The organism is Rathayibacter sp. AY1A3 (assembly GCF_002930975.1).
Classification (GTDB): domain Bacteria; phylum Actinomycetota; class Actinomycetes; order Actinomycetales; family Microbacteriaceae; genus Rathayibacter.
Genome location: NZ_PSTO01000002.1, coordinates 159667 through 181541, shown reverse-complemented (window position 1 = coordinate 181541; position 21875 = coordinate 159667). Strand labels below are relative to the sequence as shown.

The following is a 21875-nucleotide window of genomic DNA, read 5'->3' as shown; positions in this document are numbered from 1 at the left end:
ACCCCGAGCGGGACGAAGCCCTCCGGCAGCGCCGCGGCGGGCGGGAAGCACGCGAGCATCGCGTGGTCCTCGCCCCCTCCCAGCACCAGCGCCCTCGCCAGGTCGAGGTCCACGCCCTCCACCCCCGTGAGCCCGCGCGCGTGCACGTCGACCGCCGCGGCATCGAGGTCGATCGCCACTCCGCTCGCACGCGCCATCCGACGGGCGTCGAGCACCACGCCGTCCGAGACGTCCATCATCGCGGTGGCGGTCCCGCCCGCGGCCTCGCCCGCGGAGATCGGCGCGGTCGGGCGCAGCTGCGCCTCGAGGAGGGACGGATGCCGCTCGCGGAGCCGGGCGGCGAGGTCGGCCGACGGCTCCCCGTCCCGCCGCGCCTGCTCGAACAGCAGGCGCAGCCCGAGCCCCGCTCGTCCCAGCGGACCGGCCACGGCGAGCACGTCCCCCGACCTCGCACCGCTGCGGAGCACCGGCGGTCGTCCGTCGAGCGAGCCGAACGCCGTGATCGAGAGCGTCAGCGTCGCGGAGGCGGACAGGTCTCCCCCGACGACTCCGCATCCCGGCGCCATCGCGGCGCAGCCGGCGGCGAGTCCGCCCGCGATCCCCTCCAGCACGTCGACGCCCAGCGACTGGGGCGCCGCGAGCGCGACGACGAGCCCGGTGGGACGGGCCCCCATCGCCGCGACGTCGGCGAGGTTCGAGGCCGCCGCCTTCCAGCCCAGGTCCGCCGGGCTCGACCAGGCCAGCCGGAAGTCGGGGCCGTGCACCATCATGTCCGTGGTCACCACGAAGCGGCCGTCGGGAGCGCGCAGCACCGCGCAGTCGTCGCCGGGCCCGACGAGGGTCTCCGCTCCGGGGCCGCCGAGCCGGGCCAGCACCCTCGCGAGCACCTCGCCCTCGCTGAGCTCTGCCAGGGTGGGACTCCGATCCTCTGCCATGGTTCACACGCTAGCGTTGACGGCGATGTCCCCCCGCCGACTCCGCTCCCCCCTCCTCGCCGCCGCCGCCGTCCTGCTGCTCTCGGGCTGCTCGGCCAGCGTCGCCCTCGAGCCCGCCGCCGATGCGACGAGCACCGGCTGCGCGGAGGTCTCGGTGCGCCTGCCCGACGTGGTCGCGGAGCAGCCCGAGCGCGAGACGAACGCTCAGGGCACCGCCGCCTGGGGCACCCCGGCCGCCGTCATCCTCCACTGCGGAGTCGAGGTGCCCGGTCCGACGACGGACCTCTGCGTGAACGTCAGCGGAGTCGACTGGATCATCGACGAGACGCAGAAGGACGAGGACATCTACACGCTGACCACCTACGGTCGCGATCCCGCGGTGGAGATCACCGTCGACCAGAGCCGCGCGTCCGGATCCTCCGCCGCGCTCGACCTCGCGAACGCCGTCTCCTACGTCCCGCAGACGCGCGAGTGCACCGACGTCTCGGACGCCGACACCCTCGATCCGACGGACACGCCCACCGGCTGAGTCTCAGCGGTCAGACGCCGAGGGCTCGACTCGCTGCGGTGAGCGCACCATCGGAGGTCGCCCCCAGCTCGCGCGCGCGGGACGCGAACACGGCGGCCGCGGCCTGCAGCTCGCGCTCCAGCGCGTCCACGCCTCCCGCGACGACCGTGCCCGCCCGGCCGCGCGTCTCGACCAGGCCCGCCGACTCCAGCTCCCGGTAGGAGCGGGCGACCGTCCCCGCGGCGACGCCCAGCGTCTCGGCCAGCGCGCGCACCGGCGGCAGCCGCGTGCCGACCGGCAGCTCGCCCGCGGCGATCAGAGCGGTGATCTGCTCACGGATCTGCTCGAAGGGCGCCGCGGCCGCGCCCGCCTCGACGCGGAGCGCGAGCGCCGGCGTCATCGGGCGGCGACCGGGACGCGGTCGAGCGCCGAGTCGAGCAGCTCGCTGATCAGGTCCGGGTAGTCCACGCCGCTCGCGCCCCACATGCGCGGGAACATCGAGACCGGCGTGAAGCCGGGCATGGTGTTGATCTCGTTGACGACGAAGCCGTCGGCGGTGAGGAAGAAGTCGACCCGTGCGAGGCCCTCGGCTCCGATCGCGTCGAAGGCGCGGATCGCGAGGGACCGCATCTCGGAGAGCTCGCCGTCCGTGAGGTCGGCCGGGCAGACCAGCTCGATGCCGGACGCCCCGAGGTACTTCGCCTCGAAGTCGTAGAAGCCGCGGCCGGAGACGACCACCTCGCCGGCGACGGAGGCGCGGGCCGGAGCACCGCGGCGGCCGCCGAGCACGCCGATCTCGACCTCGCGGCCGACGATGCCCGACTCGATCAGCACCCGCGAGTCGTGCGCGAACGCCTCCTCCAGCGCGGCCTCGAGCTGCTCGCGCTCGTCGATCCGGCTGACGCCCACGCTCGAGCCGGCCCGCGCCGGCTTCACGAACGCGGGCAGGCCCAGCTCGTCGAGGGCCGAGGAGGCGTCGCCCGGGTCGGCGCGCCACTCCGCCTCGGTCACGAGGTACCAGGGCGCCACCGCGAGGCCCGCGGCCCGCAGCACCGTCTTGGTGAAGTGCTTGTCCATGCCGAGAGCCGACGCGAGCACGCCCGAGCCGACGTAGGGCAGCCCGACGAGCTCGAGCATCCCCTGGACGGTGCCGTCCTCGCCCCACGGGCCGTGCAGGATCGGCAGCACCACGTCGACCTCGCCGAGCGAGCGCGTCGCGCCGTCCTCGGTCGTCACGGTGAGCTCTCGCGAGAGGGCCGACTCCGGCCAGCGCACACGGGAGCCGTCGTCCTCGACCCGGGGCAGCGACGCGGCGTCGAGAGCGAACTTCTCGGGACGGTCCTCCTCGAGCACGAAGGCGCCGTCGGAGGTGATCCCGACGGGGATCACCTCGAAGCGGTCACGGTCGATCGCCCGCAGCACCCCGGCCGCCGTTGCGCAGCTGATCGAGTGCTCGCTGGAGCGCCCCCCGAACAGAACGGCCACGCGGAGCTTGCTGGTCATCGAGGTTCCTCTCACCCTGTGGCTCGTCCGAATCCGTGGTCAGGTGCGGCGCGATGTCCTTCGGATCGAGCGTACCGGCGAGCACCTGCGACACCTGCTCGACGATGGGCATGTCGACTCCCCTGGCGCGCGCCAGCTCGAGGACCGGCGCGACGGAGGCGAGCCCCTCCGCCGTCTGCTGCATCGACTTCACCACGTCGGTGAAGCTGTAGCCCTGGCCGAGCAGGCGCCCGGCCGTGTTGTTGCGCGAGAGGGACGAGCTCGACGTCGCGATGAGGTCGCCGAGCCCAGCGAGTCCGGCCATCGTCTCGGCCCGTCCGCCGTACGCGACCGCGAAGTCGGTCATCTCGGCGAGACCGCGCGTGATGATCGACGCCTTCGTGTTCTCGCCGTAGCCGACGCCGTCGACGATGCCGATCGCCACGGCGATGAGGTTCTTCAGCACACCGCCGAACTCGGTGCCGATCACGTCGGTGTTGACGTAGGAGCGGAAGTAGCGGTTGGTCGCCGCGAGGGCCACCTCCTGCGCGGTGACGAGGCTCTCGGAGGCGATGACCGCCGCGGTCGGCTGCTCCTTGGCGATCTCGAGGGCGAGGTTGGGCCCGGAGGCGACGGCGATCCGGTCGGGAGCGACCGGCAGCATCTGCGCGATCACCTCGCTCATCCGCTGGCCGGTGCCCTTCTCGACGCCCTTCATCAGGCTCACCAGCACCGTGCGCTCGGTGAGGAACGGCGTGATCGCCTCGAGGTTGCTCCGCAGCGACTGCGACGGGATGGAGAGGTAGACGTGGTCCGCGCCCTCCAGCGCCTCCTCGATGCGCGCGGTGGCCCGGATGTTGCGCGGGAGGTTGATGCCGGGGAGGTAGTCGCTGTTGCGCTTGGCCTCGGTGATCTCGCGGGCCAGCTCGGCGCGGCGCGCCCACATCACGACGTCGGAGCCGCCGTCGGCGAGGATCTTCGCGAAGGTGGTGCCCCAGCTGCCGGCGCCGAGGACGGCGACGCGGCGGGGCACGGGGATGGACGCCTTCCTACTGCTCGGACTCAAAGCGACCCGTGCCCTTCTGGTTGTGCTCGGAGGGGTTCCAGCGCTTCTCGGGCGCCGCCTCGCCGCGCAGCTCCTCGAGCAGGGCGGTGATCGCCGCCATCACGACCGCGGAGGCCTCGTTGAGTGTGGCGGAGTCGAGGCTGCGTCCGCGGAAGGCGGACAGGTCGACGGGGTCGCCGACGATCACGTCGACGCGCTTGCGGCGGAAGAGGGTGATCCGCTTGGAGTAGCGGCCCATCAGCTGCTGCGCGCCCCAGTGCGCGACCGGGACGACGGGCAGCCCGTACTGCAGCGCCATCCGCACCGCTCCCGTCTTGCCGCGCATCGGCCAGAGCTCGGGGTCGCGGGTGAGGGTGCCCTCGGGGTAGATGATGACCGAGCGGCCCTCGTCCACGAGAGCCTTGGCGGTCTTCAGCGGCTCGCTGCCGCGGACCGAGCCCGAGCGCTCGACGGGGATCTGCCCGGAGCCGCGCAGGATCGAGCCGAGCACGGGCACCGAGAACAGCGAGGCCTTGGCGAGGAAGCGCGGTGCGCGGCCGGCGCGCCACAGGGTCCAGCCCGTGATGATCGGGTCGATCTCGCTGTAGTGGTTCGGCGCGAACACGAAGGCCCCGGTGCTCGGGATCCTGTCGCCGTTCCGGATCCGCAGGTCGACCGAGGCGGTCATCACGGGGATCACCGCCGCCGCGAGGAACCAGAAGATGGACGGACGGCTTCGCTCAGACACCCGCCCATCCTCGCATCCCGCATCGGAGGGGCCGCGTCCCCACGCCCGGGAGCAGCGGGGCCCCGCGGTGGGATGAGCGGCCCGGCCGCCGGGTACGGTACCGGCATGCCCCGTCCGCGTCGCCGCCCGTCGCCGTGGGACGCCGTCGGCCGACCGCTCGGCCGACTCGCCGACTCGCCGATCGCGCTGTCCGGCCTGGTGCTCCTGATCGTGTGGGGAGTCGTGCTGCTCGCCACGCAGGCCGAACGCGATGCGGCTGCGCTCGGCGAAGGCCTCCTGCTGACGCTCGCGGTCCTCGTCGGCGGCTCGGCGGCCGTCACCCTCGTGATCGGCGGGGTCGACGCCCTCTGGCGCGTGGCGGTGGCACCGCTCGCCCACGTCGAGGCGGAGGCGACCGGCGGCGTCGCGGTCCTCGGACGCGGCCGGCTCGGGGCGGGCCTCCGTCGCATCGAGACGCGGTTCCCGCTGCCGACGCTGCGGCCCTACGCGGTGGTCGTGCCGCGCCGCCGGGGACTGACCGTCTCCTTCGGCGACTGGGGCGTCGTCGTGCCCTGGGCGCGGATCGCGCGGCTGGAGCGGCGGTGGGTGCTGGTGGGCCTGCGTCCGCGCGAGGCCCTCGAGGTCGTCCTGGCCGGGACGCGACGCGGACGCCTGACGCTGGTCCTGGTCGAGTCGCCCGGACCGCTGGGCCTCCGGCCCGCGCCGGAGACGACGCTCGCGCTCCTCGAGAAGCGGATCCGGGGACGCCTGGAGGAGGCCGCGGAACCGCCCGCGTGGGGCGCGCCCGGACGCGACAGGACCCCGGGCCGCTGAGGACGGTCGTCCTCCTCGGCACCGGGGTCCCGGTGGGCGGCTACGCGTCGAGCGAGAAGTCGGCGCCCAGCAGCTCGAGCTTGGTGAGGAAGTTCTCGTAGCCGCGGCTGATGATGCCGACGTTCGAGACCGTCGAGGTGCCCTCGGCCGAGAGCGCCGCGATCAGGTGCGAGAAGCCGCCGCGCAGATCCGGCACGACGATGTCGGCGCCGTGCAGCTTCGAGGGTCCCGAGATCACGGCCGAGTGCATGAAGTTGCGCTGCCCGAAGCGGCAGGCCTGCCCGCCGAGGCACTCGCGGTGGATCTGGATGGTCGCGCCCATCTCGACGAGCGCGTCGACGAAGCCGAAGCGCTGCTCGTAGACGGTCTCGTGCACGATCGAGACGCCCTTGGCCTTCGTGAGCGCCACGACCAGCGGCTGCTGCCAGTCGGTCATGAAGCCGGGGTGCACGTCGGTCTCGATGATGACCGGCTTGAGCTCGCCGCCCGGGTGGTAGAAGCGGATGCCGTCCTCGGCGATCTCGAACGCGCCGCCGACCTTGCGGAAGACGTTGAGGAAGGTGGTCATCTCCTGCTGGCGGGCGCCGCCGACGAAGATGTCGCCGTCGGTCGCGAGGGCCGCGGCCGCCCAGGAGGCCGCCTCGTTGCGGTCGAAGAGCGCGCGGTGGGAGTAGCCGGTGAGCCGGTCCACGCCCTCGATGCGGATCACGCGGTCGGTGTCGACCGAGATGATGGCGCCCATCTTCTGCAGGATGTTGATCAGGTCCATGATCTCGGGCTCGATCGCCGCGCCCGAGAGCTCGGTGATGCCGGAGGCGCGCACCGCGGTCAGAAGGACCTGCTCGGTCGCTCCGACGCTCGGGTAGGGCAGCGACACCTTGGCGCCGTGGAGGCCCTCGGGGGCCGACATCCGGATCCCGGAGGGAAGCTTCTCGATCACCGCGCCGAAGTTGCGGAGGACCTCGAGGTGGTAGTCGATCGGGCGGTCGCCGATGCGGCAGCCGCCGAGGTCGGGGATGAACGCCTCGCCCAGGCGATGCAGGAGCGGGCCGCAGAAGAGGATCGGGATGCGGCTGGAGCCGGCGTGCGCGTCGATGTCGGCGAAGTGCGCGGACTCGACGTTCGAGGGGTCGAGGATCAGCTCGCCGACCTCGGCGCCCTGCTTCACCTTGACGCCGTGCACCTCGAGGAGGCCCTTCACGACGCGGACGTCGCTGATGTCGGGCACGTCGCGGAGGGTGGAGGCGGTCTCGCCGAGGAGCGCCGCGACCATCGCCTTGGTGACGAGGTTCTTCGCTCCCTTGAGCTCGATGCGCCCCACCAGCGGCCGACCGCCCTTGATGGTGATCCGCTCCGTCGTCATCCCCACGCGGGCTCCCGAGGCCTTGGCGTCCTGGAGGGCCTTGGCGTCCTGAAGAAGTGTGTTCACGCTATTTCACCGGCAATGTCTTGGGCCGCCAGCTCTCGCGGCGGGTCTCGAATTCGTAAATGAGCGCTTCGTCGCGCAGGGTCAGGCCGATGTCGTCCAGGCCCTCGATCAGGCGCCATCGAGTGTAGTCGTCGATCTCGAAGTCGAAGGCCTCGCCACCGGCGGTGACCGTACGCGCAACCAGATCCACCGTCGGTTCTATTCCCGGGGTGCTCTCGATGATCTCCCACAGGCGCTCGACGTCGGCCTCGGACACGACGGCGGCCAGGAGTCCCTGCTTGCCGGCGTTGCCGCGGAAGATGTCGCCGAAGCGGGGCGAGATCACGACCCGGAAGCCGTAGTCGCGCAGCGCCCACACGGCGTGCTCGCGGCTGGAGCCCGTGCCGAAGTCCGGTCCGGCCACGAGGATGCCAGCACCGCGGTACCGCTCCTGGTTGAGGACGAAGTCCTCCTCCTGGCGCCAGCCGTGGAACAGGGCGTCCTCGAATCCGGTCTTCGTGATGCGGCGGAGGTACACGCCGGGGAGGATCTGGTCGGTGTCGACGTTGGCGCGCTTCAGGGGCGCGGCGATCGCGGTGACGGTCTCGAACTTCTGCACGGTCAGACTCCTGCTCTCTCGCGCGCCGGCTCCAGGTCGGAGGGGCTCGAGAGCGTGCCGCGCACGGCCGTGGCGGCAGCGACGAGCGGCGAGACGAGGTGGGTCTTCGCCCCCTTGCCCTGACGGCCCTCGAAGTTGCGGTTGGAGGTGGAGGCGACGCGCTCCCCCTCGAGCAGCTGGTCGGTGTTCATGCCGAGGCACATCGAGCAGCCGGCGAAGCGCCACTCCGCCCCGAACGCCGTGACGATCCGGTCGATGCCCTCGGCCTCCGCCTCGAGCCGCACGCGGGCGGAGCCGGGGACGACCATCACGCGGACGCCCGGCGCCTTGGTGCGCCCCTCGACGATCGCGGCGAAGGCCCGCAGGTCCTCGATCCGGGAGTTGGTGCAGGAGCCCATGAAGACGACGTCGACCGGGATCTCCTTCATCGGCGTCCCGGGCTCGAGCGCCATGTACTCCAGCGCGTGCAGGGCGCTGGTGCGCTCGTTCAGGTCGTCGATGGCCTCGGGGTCGGGGACGGACTGCGAGAGCGAGACGCCCTGGCCGGGGTTGGTCCCCCAGGTGACGAACGGCTCGAGCGCGTCGGCGTCGATCACGACCTCGGCGTCGAAGACCGCGCCCTCGTCGCTCGGCAGCGTCCGCCAGTAGGCGACGGCGGCGTCCCAGTCCTCGCCCGCGGGGGCGTGCGGACGGCCCTGCAGGTAGGCGAACGTCGTCTCGTCCGGCGCGACCATGCCGGCGCGCGCGCCCGCCTCGATCGACATGTTGCAGATCGTCATCCGGCCCTCCATCGAGAGCGCCCGGATCGCGGAGCCGCGGTACTCGAGGATGTAGCCCTGGCCGCCGCCGGTGCCGATGCGGGCGATGACCGCGAGGATGACGTCCTTGGCCGTGACCCCCTCCTTCAGCGTCCCCTCGACGGTGATCGCCATCGTCTTGAAGGGCTGCAGCGGCAGCGTCTGCGTGGCCATCACGTGCTCGACCTCGCTCGTGCCGATGCCGAAGGCGATCGCGCCGAACGCGCCGTGCGTCGAGGTGTGCGAGTCGCCGCAGACGACGGTGATCCCGGGCATCGTCAGGCCGAGCTGCGGGCCGACGACGTGCACGATGCCCTGCTCCACGTCGCCGAGGGAGTGCAGGCGGACGCCGAACTCGCCGGCGTTCCGGCGCAGAGCGTCGATCTGGGCCCTGCTGGTCGGGTCCTCGATGGGCCGGCCGATCTGCAGGGTCGGCGTGTTGTGGTCCTCGGTCGCGATGGTGAGGTCGGGGCGGCGGAGGGGGCGCCCGGCCGCGCGCAGCCCGTCGAACGGCTGGGGGCTCGTCACCTCGTGGAGGAGGTGGAGGTCGATGTAGACGAGGTCCGGAGCGCCGTTCTGGCCCTTGACGACGACGTGGTCGTCCCAGACCTTCTCGGCGAGGGTGCGGGGCCTCGAGGTGCGGATCGTGTCCGCGAGCGAGCGGGGTTCCGCTCCGCTCGACGCGGGCGCGGCTGCGCCGGGTGACTTCTCGGTCATGACGGGTCCTTCTCCTTCAGGAGTCGCTGCTCGGCCGGGCGAGGCACCGCGACGAGGGAGGCCGTCAGATCGAGGTCTCGTCGCGGCACGGAAGGAGGTGCGGGCCGCTCAGCATGGACCGAGAATAGCACCGCGCTCCCCCGCTCCCGGGAGCCGGCGGCGCACGGTCGACGGGCTCAGGCGCGGGCGTCGAGCACCGCGTCGACGACGACCACGGTCACGTTGTCCCGCCCGCCGGCGTCGACCGCCGCGCTCACGAGCGCCTGGGCGAGGTCGGCCGGGTCGCCGGAGTCGCGGCGCGCGAACAGCGCCGCGATCCGCTCGTCCGAGAGCTCCTTGGTGAGCCCGTCGGAGCAGAGCAGGTAGCTGGCGCGCGGCACGACGGGCAGCGTCCAGACGTCCGTCTCGACCTCCTCGTCGGCGCCGAGGGCGCGGGTGACGATGTTGCGGTCCGGGTGCGACTCGGCGGACTCCCGCGTGAGCAGGCCCGCCGAGACGAGCTCCTGCACGGCCGAGTGGTCCACGGTCAGCTGCTCGAGCTCCGTCCCGTCCCAGCGGTAGACGCGGGAGTCGCCGACGTTGAAGAGCGCCCAGCGGGCGGGCCCGGAGGGCTCGGGCAGGACGAGCATCAGCCCCGTGAGCGTCGTGCCGCAGAGCGCACCGCCCACGTCCAGCGCGCGCACCGCCGTGTTGGCGCCCTCGACCAGGTCGAACACCGCGTCGACCGGTCCGAGGGCCGTCGGCCGGTTCTCGTGCAGAGCCCCGACCGCCGCGGCGCTCGCGAGGTCGCCGCGGGCGTGCCCGCCCATCCCGTCGGCGACCGCGAGCAGCAGCTCGTCGGCGAGAAGGGAGTCCTCGTTGACCCGGCGGACGGCACCGACGTCGGTGCTGCTGCTGACGGCGAGCCGCAGCGCCCCCTGGGGCAGGTCGACGGTGGTGGTCGTCATCGCGGGGTCACTTCTCCTCGGCGGCCGAGCGGGCGTCGTCCGAGACGACCTCGGGGTGCCCGTCGTGCATCTCGATGTGGCGGTGCTCGCGGCGCATCTTCGCCAGGCTCGCGAGCGTCGCGACGGTCATGCTCAGGACGATGACCACCAGCGAGGTGATCGTGTCGATGTCCCACACCGGCACGGGATCGCCGCCGTTGATGAAGGGCAGGTCGTTCTCGTGCAGGGCGTGCAGGACGAGCTTCACGCCGATGAAGGCGAGGATGAACGCGATGCCGTACTTGAGGTACTCGAGCTTGTCGATGAGGCCGCCGAGCAGGAAGTAGAGCTGGCGGAGCCCCATCAGGGCGAAGATGTTCGCGGTGAAGACGATGAACGGGCTCTCCGTGATGCCGAAGATCGCGGGGATCGAGTCGAGCGCGAAGAGCAGGTCGGTCGAGCCGATCGCCAGGAAGACGATCAGCATCGGGGTGAAGAACCTCGTGCCGTTCTTGACCGTGCGGATCTTCGAGCCGTCGAACTCGTCCGAGATCCTCACGCGCTTGCGCAGGAGGCGGATGAGCAGGTTGTCGGTGCCCTCGTCCTCGTCCTCCTTGCCGAACGCCTGGTTCCACGCCGTGTAGACCAGGAACGCGCCGAACAGGTAGAAGATCCAGCTGAAGCTCTCGATGAGCTGCGCGCCGAGGAGGATGAAGATCCCGCGGAAGACCAGCGCGATGATGATGCCCACCATCAGCACCTCCTGCTGCAGCTTCGCCGGCACCGCGAAGCGGCCCATGATGATGACGAAGACGAACAGGTTGTCGATCGAGAGGCTGTACTCGGTCAGCCAGCCCGCGACGAACTGGCCCGCGAGCTCGCCGCCGCCGAGGATCAGCATCGCCAGCGCGAAGATCAGCGCGAGCGTGACGTAGAAGCCGACCCAGAGGCCGGACTCCTTCAGGCTCGGCACGTGCGGGCGCTTGTAGACCAGCAGCAGGTCGGCGGCGAGGATCAGGCTCAGGACGACGAACGAGCCGATCACGAACCAGACGGGCAGATCGAGCATGAGGGCCTTCCGAGTGGGTGGGGGCCGAAAGTCTCTCCCCGGGGAGCGGACGGCCGTGCCGGTCCGCGTCACCCGTCCCGCCCCCGGCACCGCGCAGGGGCGGTGCGTACTGACGGGAGCGGAAAGGCGGGATACTCCCCTTCGCGGATGCGATCCTAGCGCCGATCCGGCGGGATGCGGCCCCGGGGAGGCGGAGCGGGAACGAGGCGATCGGCGCGATGCGTCGAGCGGGTGCCGCGTGGCGAGCACCCGGGTGTTAAACAAGAAGAACCCCCGGTCAGACCGGGGGTTCTTCTCGTGTTGCCGTGGTGACCCCAGCGGGATTTGAACCCGCGTTACCGCCGTGAGAGGGCGACGTCCTAGGCCGCTAAACGATGGGGCCGCGTTTTTGCAACTCGAAGAGTGTTGCACACGGATCCGCATCGATGCAAATCGAGCGTCCGGCCCATCCGGTCTCCGCACGGCCCGGGCCTTGCCCGCCGCCCGCCGAGGCGGTTGGCTCGGGGCATGAGACTGACGAAACTCGAGCACGCCGCCGTCCTGATCGAGGAGGACGGCGCCCGGCTGGTGATCGATCCGGGGTCCTTCACCCGGCCCGTCGAGGGGACGGCCGACACCGTCGCCGTGGTGCTCACCCACGAGCACGCCGACCACTGGACCCCGGAGCAGCTGCAGCGCCTGCGCGACGCGGCCCCGTCGCTGCGGATCCTCGGCCCGGCCGGGGTCGCCGCCGCCGCCGAGGGCTTCGACGTCGAGACGGTCGCCGACGGCGACGTGGTGACGGTCGGCCCGTTCGAGCTGCGCTTCTTCGGCGCCCGCCACGCGGTGATCCACCGGAGCATCCCCGTCATCGACAACGTGGGCGTCCTCGTCGACGGCCGCGTCTACTACGCCGGCGACTCCTTCACCGTCCCCGAGGGCGTCGACGTCGAGGTCCTCGCGGCCCCGTCGGGCGCGCCGTGGATGAAGATCGCCGAGGCGATGGACTACGTGCTCGAGATCGCGCCGCGGCACGCCTTCGCGACCCACGAGCAGGTCCTCTCGGAGGCGGGACGCGCGCTCGGCCACGACCGGCTCGGCTGGGCCGTGCGCGAGGGGGGCGGGGAGTACCACGCGCTCGAGCCCGGCGACGTGCTCGAGCTCTGACGCCGGGGACGACGACGGCCGGGTCGGGGGCGAGCCCCGGCCCGGCCGTCGTCGCGATCCGCTAGCGGATCAGTAGTACTCGCCCTGGCGGTAGTCCCAGGAGTTGAACTGCTCGGCGAGGTTCAGCATGATGCGCTCGTAGTCGAGGCCGCGGCGGATCAGCACGGGGCCCGGGGTGATCGAGCGCTCGCCGCCCTGCACGGGGATGAGGGCGCCCGAGGCGTCCACCATCGAGACCATGACGCCCTGCTCGTGGCGGGAGTCCTCGTCCTTGTCCGGCTGGATGGAGGAGACGTACGAGTCGGCCGAGACGATGACGTCCGCCTCGTTCTCGATCCGCTCGCCGATGTTCGCGACCCGGCCGCGGTTGCCCACGCCCGACGGGTTGGCCGAGCTGGCGAAGGTGAGGGTGCGGTCGCGCTCCCACAGGGTGGCGACCAGCTGCTCGGCGGGGCGGCCGAAGCGGATGACGAAGCAGCTCGTGCCGCGTCCGTCGCGGACCAGCTCGCGGGCGTCCTCGTCGATGAGCTCGACCGCCTCGGCCTTCCACGGGAGGATGCAGCCGAGCAGGACGTCCTGGTCCCAGTGCTTCCGGTAGAAGGCGAGGACCTCGTCGTTGAGCTCCGCGAGCTCGACGAGCTGCTCGATGCTGGAGCAGAGCACGACGCCGGGCTTGTTGCGGTTGCGCTGCTTGGCCGAGAACTTGCGCTCGAGGCCCGCACCGTCGGTCGTCATCAGGATGTAGCCGACCTTGGTCGCGCAGACGACCAGTCCACCGGGAGCGGCGAGCGCGTCCACTGCCTCGGCAGGAGCCTGCTCACGCCATTCGATCACCGTCGTGCTGGTCATTCTTTCCCTTTCGTGGTGTCCAGAGACGCCATGGGCGGGGCCCCGGCCGAGCGGAAGCCTAGCGGATGGCCCCGCGGCGGCAGGCGCGGCGGACCCTCGTCCCACGGCGGGAGCGGCCCGGCCGGAGTGCACTCCGCCGGGTGCCGGCACGGGTCGTCACGAGCCCGCTGTCGGGCCCCAGGAGGTCACGCTCGCGAGGTCGGCGCCGAACTCGACGCGGAGGCGGACGGGCGGGCCGCCGCGCAGCAGGTCCGGCAGCCACAGGCGAGCGTCGTCCCACATGCGGTCGAAGGGCACCTCGTCGACCGGGACGAACGCGGCGGCGAGCTCGCTCGACTCGCGGACCTCGCCGGCGACCCGGCGGCAGAGGAAGACGTGCGAGCGCTGACTCCACGCCGGCCGGTGGGGGAAGGAGTAGTCGAGCACGCCGCGCGGCTCCAGGTCGGCCGGGAGGGCGACGAGCCCCGCCTCCTCCTCCAGCTCGCGGACGGCCGCGTCGACGGGCGACTCCCCGGGCTCGAGCTTGCCGCCGGGGGCGACCACGCGGCCCTCGCCGAGGCCCCTGCGCTTGCGGCCGAGGAGCACCTCCGCGCCGCGCGGGCCGTCGCGGAGGACGTAGACGACGCAGACCTCGGGCAGCCCCACCGCGCACCTCCGCTCCGGCGGGCCGGGGGCCCGGCACCGCCGTCGTAGGCTAGCCCGGTGACGACGACCGCGCTCGAGCGCTTCCAGGCCCTGCTGCGCGTCGACACCGTGTCCCACTCGGACGAGTCGGCGACCGACTGGAGCCGTTTCCACGCCTTCCGGGAGCTCGTCGCCGAGCTCTACCCGGCGCTGCACGCGGCGCTGGAGTCCGAGACCGTCGCCGGCCACTCCCTCCTCTGGCGCTGGCGCGGTGAGGAGCCGGGCGAGCCGGCCGTGCTGATGGCCCACTACGACGTGGTCAGCGTGACGGCGGCGGAGTGGTCGCACGACCCGTTCGCGGCCGAGACGGTCGTCGCCGCGGACGGCCGCACCTCTGTCGTGGCGCGCGGCGCCCTCGACGACAAGGGCTCCCTCGTCGCCCTCCTCGAGGCGGTCGAGGCGGCCGTCCTGCGGGGCGAGCGGCCCCGGCACGACGTGTACCTCCTCTCCACGCACAACGAGGAGACGGCGGGCGACGGCGCCCCCTCGGTCGTCGCCCTGCTCGGCGCGCGCGGGGTCCGCCCGCGCCTCGTGCTCGACGAGGGCGGGAACGTGCGGCGCGGCATCCTGCCCGGCGTCACCACCCCGATCGCCGTGATCGGCGTCACCGAGCGCGGGATCATGAACCTCGAGCTGACCTGCCGCGACGTCGGCGGCCACGCCTCCGCTCCGCCGCCCCCGCCCGGGCTGCTCGCCACCCAGCGGCTCGCGAGGGCGATCCACCGCCTGACCGAGAACCCGTTCCCCTCGACCCTCCCGGAGCCGATCGCCCAGCTGGTGCGCGCGGCGGCCGACCACGCGGACGCGGCCCACGCCGTCTGGTACGCCCGCCCGCACGAGCACCCGGACGCCGTCGTCGGCGCGCTCGCCGCCCACTCCAACCGCTCGGCCGCGATGCTGCGGACGACGGTCGCGATCACCGAGCTGCGCGGCAGCACCGGAGCGAACGTCCTCGCCTCCAGCGCCAGCGCCACCGCGAACGTGCGGATCAACCCGGGCGGCACCGTGGCGGGCGTGGTCGAGCGCATCCGCGCCGTCATCGACGACCCCGAGGTCGAGGTCGAGGTGAAGGTCGCCCACGAGCCCTCCCCCGTCTCCCCCACGGGCGAGCCCGGCGACGGCGGGCCGTACGACCTGCTCCGCGCGGTCGTCCAGGAGTCGTTCCCGGACGCGGTCGTCGCCCCCTACGTGCAGACCGGCGGCAGCGACGCCCGGCACTTCCACGCCATCAGCGACCACGTCTACCGCTTCATCCCGTTCGAGATCAGTCCGCGGCAGCAGCTCGGGATCCACGGGGTCGACGAGTCGGTCGAGGCCGACCAGTTCGAGCGCGCCATCGAGTTCTACGCGCGGCTGCTCGCCCGGCTCTGATCGCGGCGGTCCTCCGGGGTCCGGGAGGACCGCGCAGCGACCGGCAACCTGGGAGAACCGTTCGATGACGCGCCGACCGGTGTTGGCCCGGAGTTCACCCCGCGATGATGGACTGATCGCAGCGGGGTCGCCTCCGCTGGAGCAGTGCGCAAGTGCCGACGCCGGGTCGCGTGATCCGGCTCCCGCCGATCGTGGAACCCGAGGATCATGTCCCTCCGCCAGGCCGAGTACCCCCGGCCCAACCACTTCATCCTTCACCTGAGCGACACCCACTTCATCGCCGGAGACGGCGGCCTGTACGGCTCCGACGTCGACAGCGAGGCCCAGCTGCGGCTCCTGTTCGACGAGCTGGAGGCGTCCGGCGGACGTCCGGAGGCCGTCGTCATCACGGGTGATCTCGCCGACAAGGGCGAGCCGGAGGCGTACGCGAAGCTGCGCGCCGTCGTCGAGCCCGCTGCCGCACGCCTCGGCGCCGAGGTGATCTGGGTGATGGGCAACCACGACGACCGCGGCGCGTTCCGCTCGGGGCTGCTCGACCAGCTCCCGACCACGCAGCCGGTCGACCGCGTGCACGACGTGAACGGGCTGCGGATCATCGCGCTGGACTCCACCGTGCCCGGCGCCCACTACGGGGAGATCTCGGACGCGCAGCTCGACTGGCTGGCGGAGGAGCTCTCCAGCCCGGCCCCGCACGGCACGATCCTCGCGCTGCACCACCCGCCGGTGCCGAGCGTGCTCGACCTGTCGGTCCTCGTGGAGCTGCGCGACCAGCCCGCCCTCGCGGAGGTGCTCGAGGGCTCCGACGTCCGCAGCATCATCGCGGGCCACCTGCACTACTCGTCGACGGCGATGTTCGCCGGCATCCCTGTCTCGGTCGCGTCGGCCACCTGCTACACCCAGGACCTCAACGTGCCGGTGGGAGCGACCCGCGCCCGCAACGGCGCCCAGGCGTTCAACCTGATCCACGTCTACGACGGCACGGTGCTGCACTCGGTGGTGCCGATCGGCGCCTCGACCGAGGTGTCCTACGTCTCGGCGAACGAGACGCAGCGGATCCTCGCGGACCACGGCGTCGAGATCGCCGCGGCGACGGCGGCCCCGGTCGCCCGGGACGAGGAGCTCTACCCGCCGCTCGTGGAGCGGATGGGCGTCAGCGCGTAGCGGCGCGGCGGGGCGTCGGGGTCGCTCCCACGCCTCCGGGCGCCGCGTCGACCGCGTCCTCGGACACGGCCGGCGGTGTCAGCGCCCGCCGGCGCGGTCCCGTGCGAACAGCCACCCGGCGAACGCCAGCGCCGCGGCCAGCGCGACGCCCACGCCGACGCCCGCTCCCACTCCGATGCCCGGGAACACGAGCGAGCTCGCCAGGCCGAGCAGCAGCCCGGCCACCGCTCCCCCGACGGCCCAGCCCACGGTCAGTCCTCGCGCTCCCACGGAGCCGGGATCGGGTAGTACTCCTCGAGGAACCCGATGACGGCCTTGGTGCGCGCCTCCGCCGAGATCTCGGGGAAGCTGCCGTCGTTGAGGCAGAAGAAGTCGACTCCGCGGTTCTTGAGGAGCTTGCGCATGTCCTTCAGCCCCTGGTGCATCGTCGTGTCGACGTACTTCACCGAGGCGTTCTCCTGCACGACCGCGCGGCCGGTCATCAGCGCGTAGTAGTGGTAGAGCGAGTTGGTGACGGAGACGTCGCTCGCGGAGCGGAAGCGGCTCGCGGCGGTCGCGGTGAACTCCGGCTCGAACTCGGCCTCGAGCTCGGCCATCACGGTCTTGCGGAGCGGCGTGGCGGCGTGCTCGAGGTGACGGGTCGTCATCGCGCCGAAGCGCTCGCGGAGCAGGCGCCGGTTAACGCGGGCCGCGTTCTCGAAGCCGCTGCGGGAGGCGTTGGAGTCGCCCATGCCGATGCGCGTCGTCGCCTCGATGAACTTCGTGATGCCCCCGGGCGAGAAGAAGATCGACGGGTCGACCGGGCGCCCGAAGAACATGTCGTCGTTGGAGTAGAGGAAGTGCTCCGCCAGCCCCGGGATGCGGTGCAGCTGGCTCTCGACCGCGTGGGAGTTGTGCGTCGGCAGCACCGAGAGGTCGCGGAAGTGGTCCTCGCTGCGCACGAGGGTGACGTCCGGGTGCTCGTCCAGCCAGCGCGGGCGCGGGGAGTCGGTGACGATGTAGATGTGCCGGATCCACGGCGCGTACATGTAGACGCTGCGCAGGGCGTACTTGAGCTCGTCGATCTGGCGGAAGCGCGCCGGAGCGTCGTCGCCCTCGCCCACCACGTAGCTCGCCATGCGGGCCGCACGGGCGCGCTGGAACTCCAGGTCGGTGCCGTCGACCCACGAGAAGACGATGTCCACCTCGAAGCGGATGTCGCTGACGAGCGGCTCGAACATGCCCTCGAACGTCGGCCAGGTGCGGCCGTACGCCTCGACGTGGGCGTCGATGGCTTCGGCGACGGGGAGGCTGTTGCGCATGAGCGCGTTCTCGGCGGGAGTGATGATCTCCTCCTCGCCCACCTTCCACAGCTCGAGGCGGACGCCGCTGCGGGCGCCGTAGCGCAGCGATCCCGTCGAGGAGACGCGCGGGCGGAAGAGCTTGAAGACGGAGGCGCGCGGGTACGGCGCGAGCACGCCCTCGGCCAGGAGCTGGGGCGGGGTGCCCCGCTTGTCGACCGTCTTGGCGTAGAAGGGCTCGGTCGCGAAGGCGCGCGCCAGCAGCGTGGCCAGCTCGGCGCCGAGCACGCGGTCCACCGCGAGGAAGGGCGAGCCGTCGGTGCCGCGGATGAGGCGGTAGGGGAATTCGGCGGCGTCGAGGACCTCGCCGATGGCGATCAGGTCCTCGGTCCAGGCCGCGCGGGGCGTCGTACTCGAGTTCACCAGCGAGAACAGGCCGGCATGGACCACGACGTCGTCGCGGTCGAAGTGGCGCGGGCGCAGGAGCGGTGACGGAAGAGCACGGACGGAAGGCATGATTCACATTATCCGCCGTGGATTTCGTCCGTGTGACCGGGCCGTCGGCTTGACAGCGACCGCGGGGCCGCACGGTCAGCGCGAGAGCGACCCCAGACGGTCCCCCGCCTTCTTCGCGGCCTTCGCGGCCCGCCTGGCGCGGTGCCGCTCCTCGGCGGCGACGACCCCCAGCGCGAAGGCTCCCTCCCCGCTGCGATCGGCCTCCTCCAGGATCAGCGCACGGGCGGCGAGCGCGTCGCGCTCCTCCCCCAGGGCGTCGGCGAGGTCCTCGCCCGCCTCGGCGAGCGAGCGGCGCCGGGCGCCGACGGCCTCGGGGACGACCGCCCGCCACGCCTCCACGGTGTAGCGGAGCCGCTTCGCCGCCTTCCGCAGGTCGTGACGAGCCTCGAGCGAGCCGCCGGCCGCCCCGGAGCCCGCCGCGGAGATGCGCGCGAGGTCCTTCGCGACGGAGCGGCGCACCAGCGCCGTCGCGCTCGAGCCCGCCCGCGCGGTGCGGGGCGGATCCGCGAGCAGGGCGTCGAGCGAGGCGAGGAGCGCGAGGTAGCGGCCGCCGCGCAGAGTGCGGTCGACGCGGCGCAGCGCCGAGGCGTGCCGGTGCTCGATCTCCTCCAGCAGGGCGGAGGGGGTGCTCGGGGCGCCCTCGACGGCCGCCAGGGAGGTGCGGAACCGCTCGGCGAGCACCTCCTGATCGCGAGCCGCGCCGAGGACCCCTCCCAGCCAGCGCAGCTCGTCCCGCACGGGGTCGGTCGCCGCACGGTCGAGCACGGAGCGGGAGGCGGCGAGGACGGACCGGAGCCGGCGCGCGAGCACGCGCATCCGGTGCAGGGCGTCGTCGGCCTCGAGGCGCACCCGCGGGTCGACGGCGCGCAGCTCGCGCAGGAGCGAGCGGACCGCGGCGAGCGCCGCCTCGCCGCCGTTCCGCGGATCCGGGACCGTCTCCTCGATCGGGCCGCCGGTGGCCCGGGCGAGCTTGGAGGCACTGGCGGCCGGGCGGGCGCCCGCGGCGAGGAGGCGCTGCTCGATCGCGTCGAGGATCCGCTCGCCCTCGTCCCCCGGGACGTCGACGAGCTCGACCTCCCACTCCCTCCAGCGCCGCTCGCGGCCGGTGCGCTGGTCGCGCGCGGTCACCAGGTCGTCGGCGATCTCGGCGAGCTCCCGCCCGTGGGAGTCGAGGGCGCGGGTGATCGAGCGGACCGTCTCGAGCAGCGCCAGCGGCTCGAGCGGCGCGCGCCCCACCTGCCCGAGCACCGGCTCGCGGACGGCGGACGGGACCGTGCGCGAGGCCGTGAGCTCCGCGTGGATCTCGGTGCGGCCGGAGGAGCCGGGCAGCTTGACGTGCCAGCCCTGGTCGGATCCGCCCTCGCGGCGGCGCAGCGTGATCCGCGCCCGGGACAGAGCGCGCTCGGCGGTGTCGAAGTACTCGGCGCGGAGGGTCACCGGCTCCTCCGTGCGGACGCTCGCGACGCTCGCGGTGCCTGTCAGGTCGGGCAGCCGGGTGCCCGCGTCGACGTCGTACTTGCGCTCGACCTCGGTCTGCACTCTCCGCGCACCGCCCGCCCGGGACGTCGCCGACTCGTTCTCCGCACCGCTGGCCATGCTCCATTGTGATCACGCCCGGCGCCGCTGCGGCACCCCGGGGCGGCCAGGGGCGCCCTCGCCCTAGGCTGGAGCGATGACCGCGCCCGTTCCGCCCGTCGCCCGCCGCGTCCCCCTCGAGCGCCGCCACCACGGCGACGTGGTGGTCGACCACTACGAGTGGCTGCGCGAGAAGGAGAGCCCCGAGGTGATCGCGCACCTCGAGGCCGAGAACGCGTACACCGAGGCGGTGCTGGCTCCTCTCGCTCCGCTGCGCGAGCGCCTGTTCGAGGAGATCCGCTCGCGGACGAAGGAGACCGACCTCTCGGTCCCCGTCCGGGAGGGCTCCTGGTGGTACTTCTCGCGCTCCTACGAGGGCCGCCAGTACGCCGTGCACTGCCGGGCGCCGATCAGCGGGCCGGACGACTGGACGCCGCCGTCGATCGCCGAGGGCGGTCCGCTCGAGGGCGAGCAGGTCGTCCTGGACGGCAACGCGGAGGCGGAGGGGCACGACTTCTTCTCGCTCGGCAGCTTCGACGTCTCGGCGGACGGCCGACGGCTGCTCTTCGGCACCGATGTCGAGGGCGACGAGCGCTACACCCTCCGCATCCGCGACCTCGAGACCGGCGAGGACCTGCCGGACGTCATCGAGGGCACCGGCGGCGGAGCGACCTTCGGCGCCGACGCGCGCTTCGTCTTCTACCCGACCGTCGACGAGTCCTGGCGCCCCGACACGATCTGGCGGCACGAGGTCGGCGCCGGGACCCCGGACGAGGTCGTCTTCGCCGAGCCCGACGAGCGCTACTGGATCGGCGTGGGCCTCACCCGCAGCCGCCGCTTCCTCGTCATCGAGATCGGGAGCAAGATCACGAGCGAGTGCCTGCTGCTGGACGCGTCCGACCCGACCGGCTCGTTCCGCTCGGTGTGGCCGCGCCGCGAGGGCGTGGAGTACGAGGTCGAGCACGCCGTCGTCGACGGGCGCGACCGCCTGCTGATCGTGCACAACGACGGCGCCCTCGACTTCGAGATCGTCGAGGAGCCGGCCGACCTGTCGCTCGACGCCGACGCCCGGGCCCGCGAGCGCCGCGTGGTGGTGCCGCACCGCGAGGGCCGCCGGATCGAGGGCGTCGACGCTTTCGCCGGGCACGTCGTCGTCTCGTACCGCGCCGACGGAGCCACCCGGCTCGGGCTCCTCCGCGAGGACGGCGCCGGAGCGCGGCTCGAGGAGATCGTCTTCGACGAGCCGCTCTACGACGCGGGCCTGGCGGGGAACCCGGAGTGGGAGCAGCCCTCCCTCCGCCTCGCCTACACCTCGTTCGTCACCCCCTCGACCGTGCTCGCGCTCGACGTCGCGACGGGCGAGCGCACGGTGCTCAAGCAGCAGCCGGTGCTCGGCGACTACGACCCCGCGCTCTACGTGCAGAGGAGGGAGTGGGCCGTGGCGGAGGACGGCACGCGGGTGCCCCTCTCGCTCGTCTGGCGCCGCGACGCCGCCGATCCGGACTCGGCCCCCGCGCCGCTCCTGCTCTACGGCTACGGCTCGTACGAGGCGAGCATCGACCCGGGCTTCTCGATCGCGCGCCTCTCGCTGCTCGACCGCGGCGTCGTCTTCGCCGTCGCGCACGTCCGCGGCGGCGGGGAGATGGGCCGCTCCTGGTACGAGAACGGGAAGACGCTGGCGAAGCGGACGACCTTCACCGACTTCGTCTCCGCGGCGCGGCACCTGGTCGACGCGGGCTTCACCACTCCGGACCGCCTGGTCGCGCAGGGAGGGTCGGCCGGCGGCCTGCTGATGGGCGCGGTCGCGAACCTCGCCCCGGAGGCGTTCGCCGGCGTCCTCGCGCAGGTCCCGTTCGTCGACGCGCTCACCTCGATCCTCGACCCGTCGCTCCCGCTCACGGTGATCGAGTGGGACGAGTGGGGCGACCCGCTGCACGACGCCGAGGTCTACGCCTACATGAAGTCGTACTCGCCCTACGAGAACGTCCGCGAGGGCGTGCAGTACCCCCGGATCCTCGCGACGACGAGCCTCAACGACACCCGGGTGCTGTACGTGGAGCCGGCGAAGTGGGTGGCCAGGCTCCGCGAGGTCGGCGCTCCCGCGCTGCTGCGCACCGAGATGACAGCGGGACACGGCGGGGTGAGCGGACGCTACGAGCGCTGGCGCGAGATCGCGTTCGAGTACGCCTGGACGCTGGACGTGCTCGAGCTGGCCTGAGCGCCCCG

General features: G+C 72.7%; 21 protein-coding genes and 1 tRNA gene. 6 read left to right on the top strand and 16 right to left on the bottom strand.

What is annotated here, in order from left to right; translation table 11 throughout:
- Positions 1-935: thiamine-phosphate kinase (gene thiL, locus C5C10_RS01860; RefSeq protein WP_104328380.1), on the bottom strand; the 935-nt coding region annotated here is incomplete at its 3' end.
- A gap of 25 nt (positions 936-960) precedes the next feature.
- On the opposite strand from thiL, the gene C5C10_RS01855 reads away from it, so the two are divergent.
- A complete protein-coding gene (locus C5C10_RS01855) occupies positions 961-1464 on the top strand; it encodes a DUF3515 family protein (protein ID WP_104223096.1) in 504 nt (167 codons plus the stop codon).
- Between the two features lie 10 nt (positions 1465-1474).
- Here the strand turns inward: C5C10_RS01855 and C5C10_RS01850 are convergent, their stop codons facing one another.
- From C5C10_RS01850 to C5C10_RS01835, 4 genes are read right to left on the bottom strand one after another with little or no spacing between them, the layout of a single operon-like run.
- A complete protein-coding gene (locus tag C5C10_RS01850; protein WP_104328376.1) occupies positions 1475-1843 on the bottom strand; it encodes a GntR family transcriptional regulator in 369 nt (122 codons plus the stop codon).
- Complete coding sequence (locus tag C5C10_RS01845; protein ID WP_104283463.1) at positions 1840-2946, bottom strand: D-alanine--D-alanine ligase family protein; 1107 nt, start codon at positions 2944-2946, stop codon at positions 1840-1842. The genes C5C10_RS01850 and C5C10_RS01845 overlap by 4 nt, the downstream gene beginning before the upstream one ends.
- A complete protein-coding gene (locus tag C5C10_RS01840; RefSeq protein WP_181073362.1) occupies positions 2843-3958 on the bottom strand; it encodes an NAD(P)H-dependent glycerol-3-phosphate dehydrogenase in 1116 nt (371 codons plus the stop codon). Before C5C10_RS01840 ends, C5C10_RS01845 begins: the two co-directional genes overlap by 104 nt.
- 16 nt (positions 3959-3974) lie before the next feature.
- Positions 3975-4658 carry a 1-acyl-sn-glycerol-3-phosphate acyltransferase gene (locus tag C5C10_RS01835; protein ID WP_104237925.1) on the bottom strand — a complete coding sequence of 228 codons (684 nt, stop codon included), beginning with the start codon at positions 4656-4658 and terminating at the stop codon, positions 3975-3977.
- 165 nt (positions 4659-4823) lie between these two features.
- On the opposite strand from C5C10_RS01835, the gene C5C10_RS01830 reads away from it, so the two are divergent.
- Positions 4824-5531, top strand: coding sequence for a hypothetical protein (locus C5C10_RS01830; RefSeq protein ID WP_104328375.1), 708 nt, complete (start codon positions 4824-4826; stop codon positions 5529-5531).
- A gap of 40 nt (positions 5532-5571) precedes the next feature.
- Here the strand turns inward: C5C10_RS01830 and murA are convergent, their stop codons facing one another.
- The 6 genes from murA to C5C10_RS01800 all read right to left on the bottom strand — a co-directional run bounded on the left by murA (position 5572) and on the right by C5C10_RS01800 (position 11449).
- A complete protein-coding gene (gene murA / locus C5C10_RS01825; RefSeq protein WP_167299052.1) occupies positions 5572-6894 on the bottom strand; it encodes a UDP-N-acetylglucosamine 1-carboxyvinyltransferase in 1323 nt (440 codons plus the stop codon).
- Between the two features lie 67 nt (positions 6895-6961).
- Complete coding sequence (gene leuD, locus C5C10_RS01820) at positions 6962-7558, bottom strand: 3-isopropylmalate dehydratase small subunit (RefSeq protein ID WP_104328374.1); 597 nt, start codon at positions 7556-7558, stop codon at positions 6962-6964.
- A gap of 2 nt (positions 7559-7560) precedes the next feature.
- Complete coding sequence (gene leuC / locus C5C10_RS01815; RefSeq protein ID WP_104328373.1) at positions 7561-9072, bottom strand: 3-isopropylmalate dehydratase large subunit; 1512 nt, start codon at positions 9070-9072, stop codon at positions 7561-7563.
- Between the two features lie 176 nt (positions 9073-9248).
- Positions 9249-10019 carry a PP2C family serine/threonine-protein phosphatase gene (locus tag C5C10_RS01810; protein WP_104283459.1) on the bottom strand — a complete coding sequence of 257 codons (771 nt, stop codon included), beginning with the start codon at positions 10017-10019 and terminating at the stop codon, positions 9249-9251.
- 7 nt (positions 10020-10026) lie between these two features.
- A complete protein-coding gene (locus C5C10_RS01805; protein ID WP_104328372.1) occupies positions 10027-11067 on the bottom strand; it encodes a TerC family protein in 1041 nt (346 codons plus the stop codon).
- 306 nt (positions 11068-11373) lie between these two features.
- Positions 11374-11449: transfer RNA gene (locus C5C10_RS01800), tRNA-Glu, on the bottom strand.
- Positions 11450-11574: 125 nt separating this feature from the next.
- Between C5C10_RS01800 and C5C10_RS01795 the strand changes: the two genes are divergently transcribed.
- The gene (locus C5C10_RS01795) at positions 11575-12213 is read left to right on the top strand and encodes an MBL fold metallo-hydrolase (protein WP_104249616.1); all 639 of its coding nucleotides are present in this window, start codon (positions 11575-11577) and stop codon (positions 12211-12213) included.
- 69 nt (positions 12214-12282) lie between these two features.
- On the opposite strand, the gene C5C10_RS01790 is transcribed toward C5C10_RS01795, so the two are convergent.
- A complete protein-coding gene (locus C5C10_RS01790) occupies positions 12283-13062 on the bottom strand; it encodes an L-threonylcarbamoyladenylate synthase (protein ID WP_104328371.1) in 780 nt (259 codons plus the stop codon).
- A gap of 156 nt (positions 13063-13218) precedes the next feature.
- On the bottom strand, positions 13219-13707 hold the full coding sequence (locus C5C10_RS01785; protein ID WP_159939286.1) for an 8-oxo-dGTP diphosphatase: 489 nt from the start codon (positions 13705-13707) through the stop codon (positions 13219-13221).
- 57 nt (positions 13708-13764) lie between these two features.
- Here C5C10_RS01785 and C5C10_RS01780 point away from each other — a divergent pair, with 57 nt between their 5' ends.
- Both C5C10_RS01780 and C5C10_RS01775 read left to right on the top strand, forming a co-directional pair.
- Positions 13765-15117, top strand: coding sequence for a M20/M25/M40 family metallo-hydrolase (locus tag C5C10_RS01780; protein ID WP_104295021.1), 1353 nt, complete (start codon positions 13765-13767; stop codon positions 15115-15117).
- A 207-nt stretch (positions 15118-15324) separates the two neighbouring features.
- Positions 15325-16278, top strand: coding sequence for a phosphodiesterase (locus C5C10_RS01775; protein WP_104328369.1), 954 nt, complete (start codon positions 15325-15327; stop codon positions 16276-16278).
- 78 nt (positions 16279-16356) lie between these two features.
- Here the strand turns inward: C5C10_RS01775 and C5C10_RS17680 are convergent, their stop codons facing one another.
- From C5C10_RS17680 to C5C10_RS01765, 3 genes are all read right to left on the bottom strand, one after another.
- Positions 16357-16527: a hypothetical protein gene (locus C5C10_RS17680; RefSeq protein ID WP_159939285.1), complete on the bottom strand. Its 171-nt coding sequence runs from the start codon at positions 16525-16527 to the stop codon at positions 16357-16359.
- A gap of 2 nt (positions 16528-16529) precedes the next feature.
- Positions 16530-18074 (bottom strand): stealth family protein, encoded by a 1545-nt coding sequence (locus C5C10_RS01770; protein WP_104233778.1) that lies wholly within the window; start codon positions 18072-18074, stop codon positions 16530-16532.
- Positions 18075-18149: 75 nt separating this feature from the next.
- Positions 18150-19670, bottom strand: coding sequence for a CYTH and CHAD domain-containing protein (locus C5C10_RS01765; RefSeq protein ID WP_104328368.1), 1521 nt, complete (start codon positions 19668-19670; stop codon positions 18150-18152).
- A 76-nt stretch (positions 19671-19746) separates the two neighbouring features.
- On the opposite strand from C5C10_RS01765, the gene C5C10_RS01760 reads away from it, so the two are divergent.
- Positions 19747-21867 carry a S9 family peptidase gene (locus C5C10_RS01760; RefSeq protein ID WP_104268502.1) on the top strand — a complete coding sequence of 707 codons (2121 nt, stop codon included), beginning with the start codon at positions 19747-19749 and terminating at the stop codon, positions 21865-21867.
- Positions 21868-21875 lie beyond the last annotated feature (8 nt).

What these genes read in the sequence shown, in the direction of transcription:
- C5C10_RS01835 (WP_104237925.1), bottom strand. Translation starts at nt 4,658, where the DNA reads ATGACCGCCTCGGTCGACCTGCGGATCCGGAACGGCGACAGGATCCCG.
- C5C10_RS01830 (WP_104328375.1), top strand. Translation starts at nt 4,824, where the DNA reads ATGCCCCGTCCGCGTCGCCGCCCGTCGCCGTGGGACGCCGTCGGCCGA.
- C5C10_RS01765 (WP_104328368.1), bottom strand. Translation starts at nt 19,670, where the DNA reads ATGGCCAGCGGTGCGGAGAACGAGTCGGCGACGTCCCGGGCGGGCGGT.
- C5C10_RS01810 (WP_104283459.1), bottom strand. Translation starts at nt 10,019, where the DNA reads ATGACGACCACCACCGTCGACCTGCCCCAGGGGGCGCTGCGGCTCGCC.
- C5C10_RS01770 (WP_104233778.1), bottom strand. Translation starts at nt 18,074, where the DNA reads ATGCCTTCCGTCCGTGCTCTTCCGTCACCGCTCCTGCGCCCGCGCCAC.
- murA (WP_167299052.1), bottom strand. Translation starts at nt 6,894, where the DNA reads ATGACGACGGAGCGGATCACCATCAAGGGCGGTCGGCCGCTGGTGGGG.
- C5C10_RS01845 (WP_104283463.1), bottom strand. Translation starts at nt 2,946, where the DNA reads ATGACCAGCAAGCTCCGCGTGGCCGTTCTGTTCGGGGGGCGCTCCAGC.
- C5C10_RS01760 (WP_104268502.1), top strand. Translation starts at nt 19,747, where the DNA reads ATGACCGCGCCCGTTCCGCCCGTCGCCCGCCGCGTCCCCCTCGAGCGC.
- C5C10_RS01790 (WP_104328371.1), bottom strand. Translation starts at nt 13,062, where the DNA reads ATGACCAGCACGACGGTGATCGAATGGCGTGAGCAGGCTCCTGCCGAG.
- C5C10_RS01775 (WP_104328369.1), top strand. Translation starts at nt 15,325, where the DNA reads ATGTCCCTCCGCCAGGCCGAGTACCCCCGGCCCAACCACTTCATCCTT.
- C5C10_RS01850 (WP_104328376.1), bottom strand. Translation starts at nt 1,843, where the DNA reads ATGACGCCGGCGCTCGCGCTCCGCGTCGAGGCGGGCGCGGCCGCGGCG.
- leuC (WP_104328373.1), bottom strand. Translation starts at nt 9,072, where the DNA reads ATGACCGAGAAGTCACCCGGCGCAGCCGCGCCCGCGTCGAGCGGAGCG.
- C5C10_RS01855 (WP_104223096.1), top strand. Translation starts at nt 961, where the DNA reads ATGTCCCCCCGCCGACTCCGCTCCCCCCTCCTCGCCGCCGCCGCCGTC.
- C5C10_RS01805 (WP_104328372.1), bottom strand. Translation starts at nt 11,067, where the DNA reads ATGCTCGATCTGCCCGTCTGGTTCGTGATCGGCTCGTTCGTCGTCCTG.
- C5C10_RS01795 (WP_104249616.1), top strand. Translation starts at nt 11,575, where the DNA reads ATGAGACTGACGAAACTCGAGCACGCCGCCGTCCTGATCGAGGAGGAC.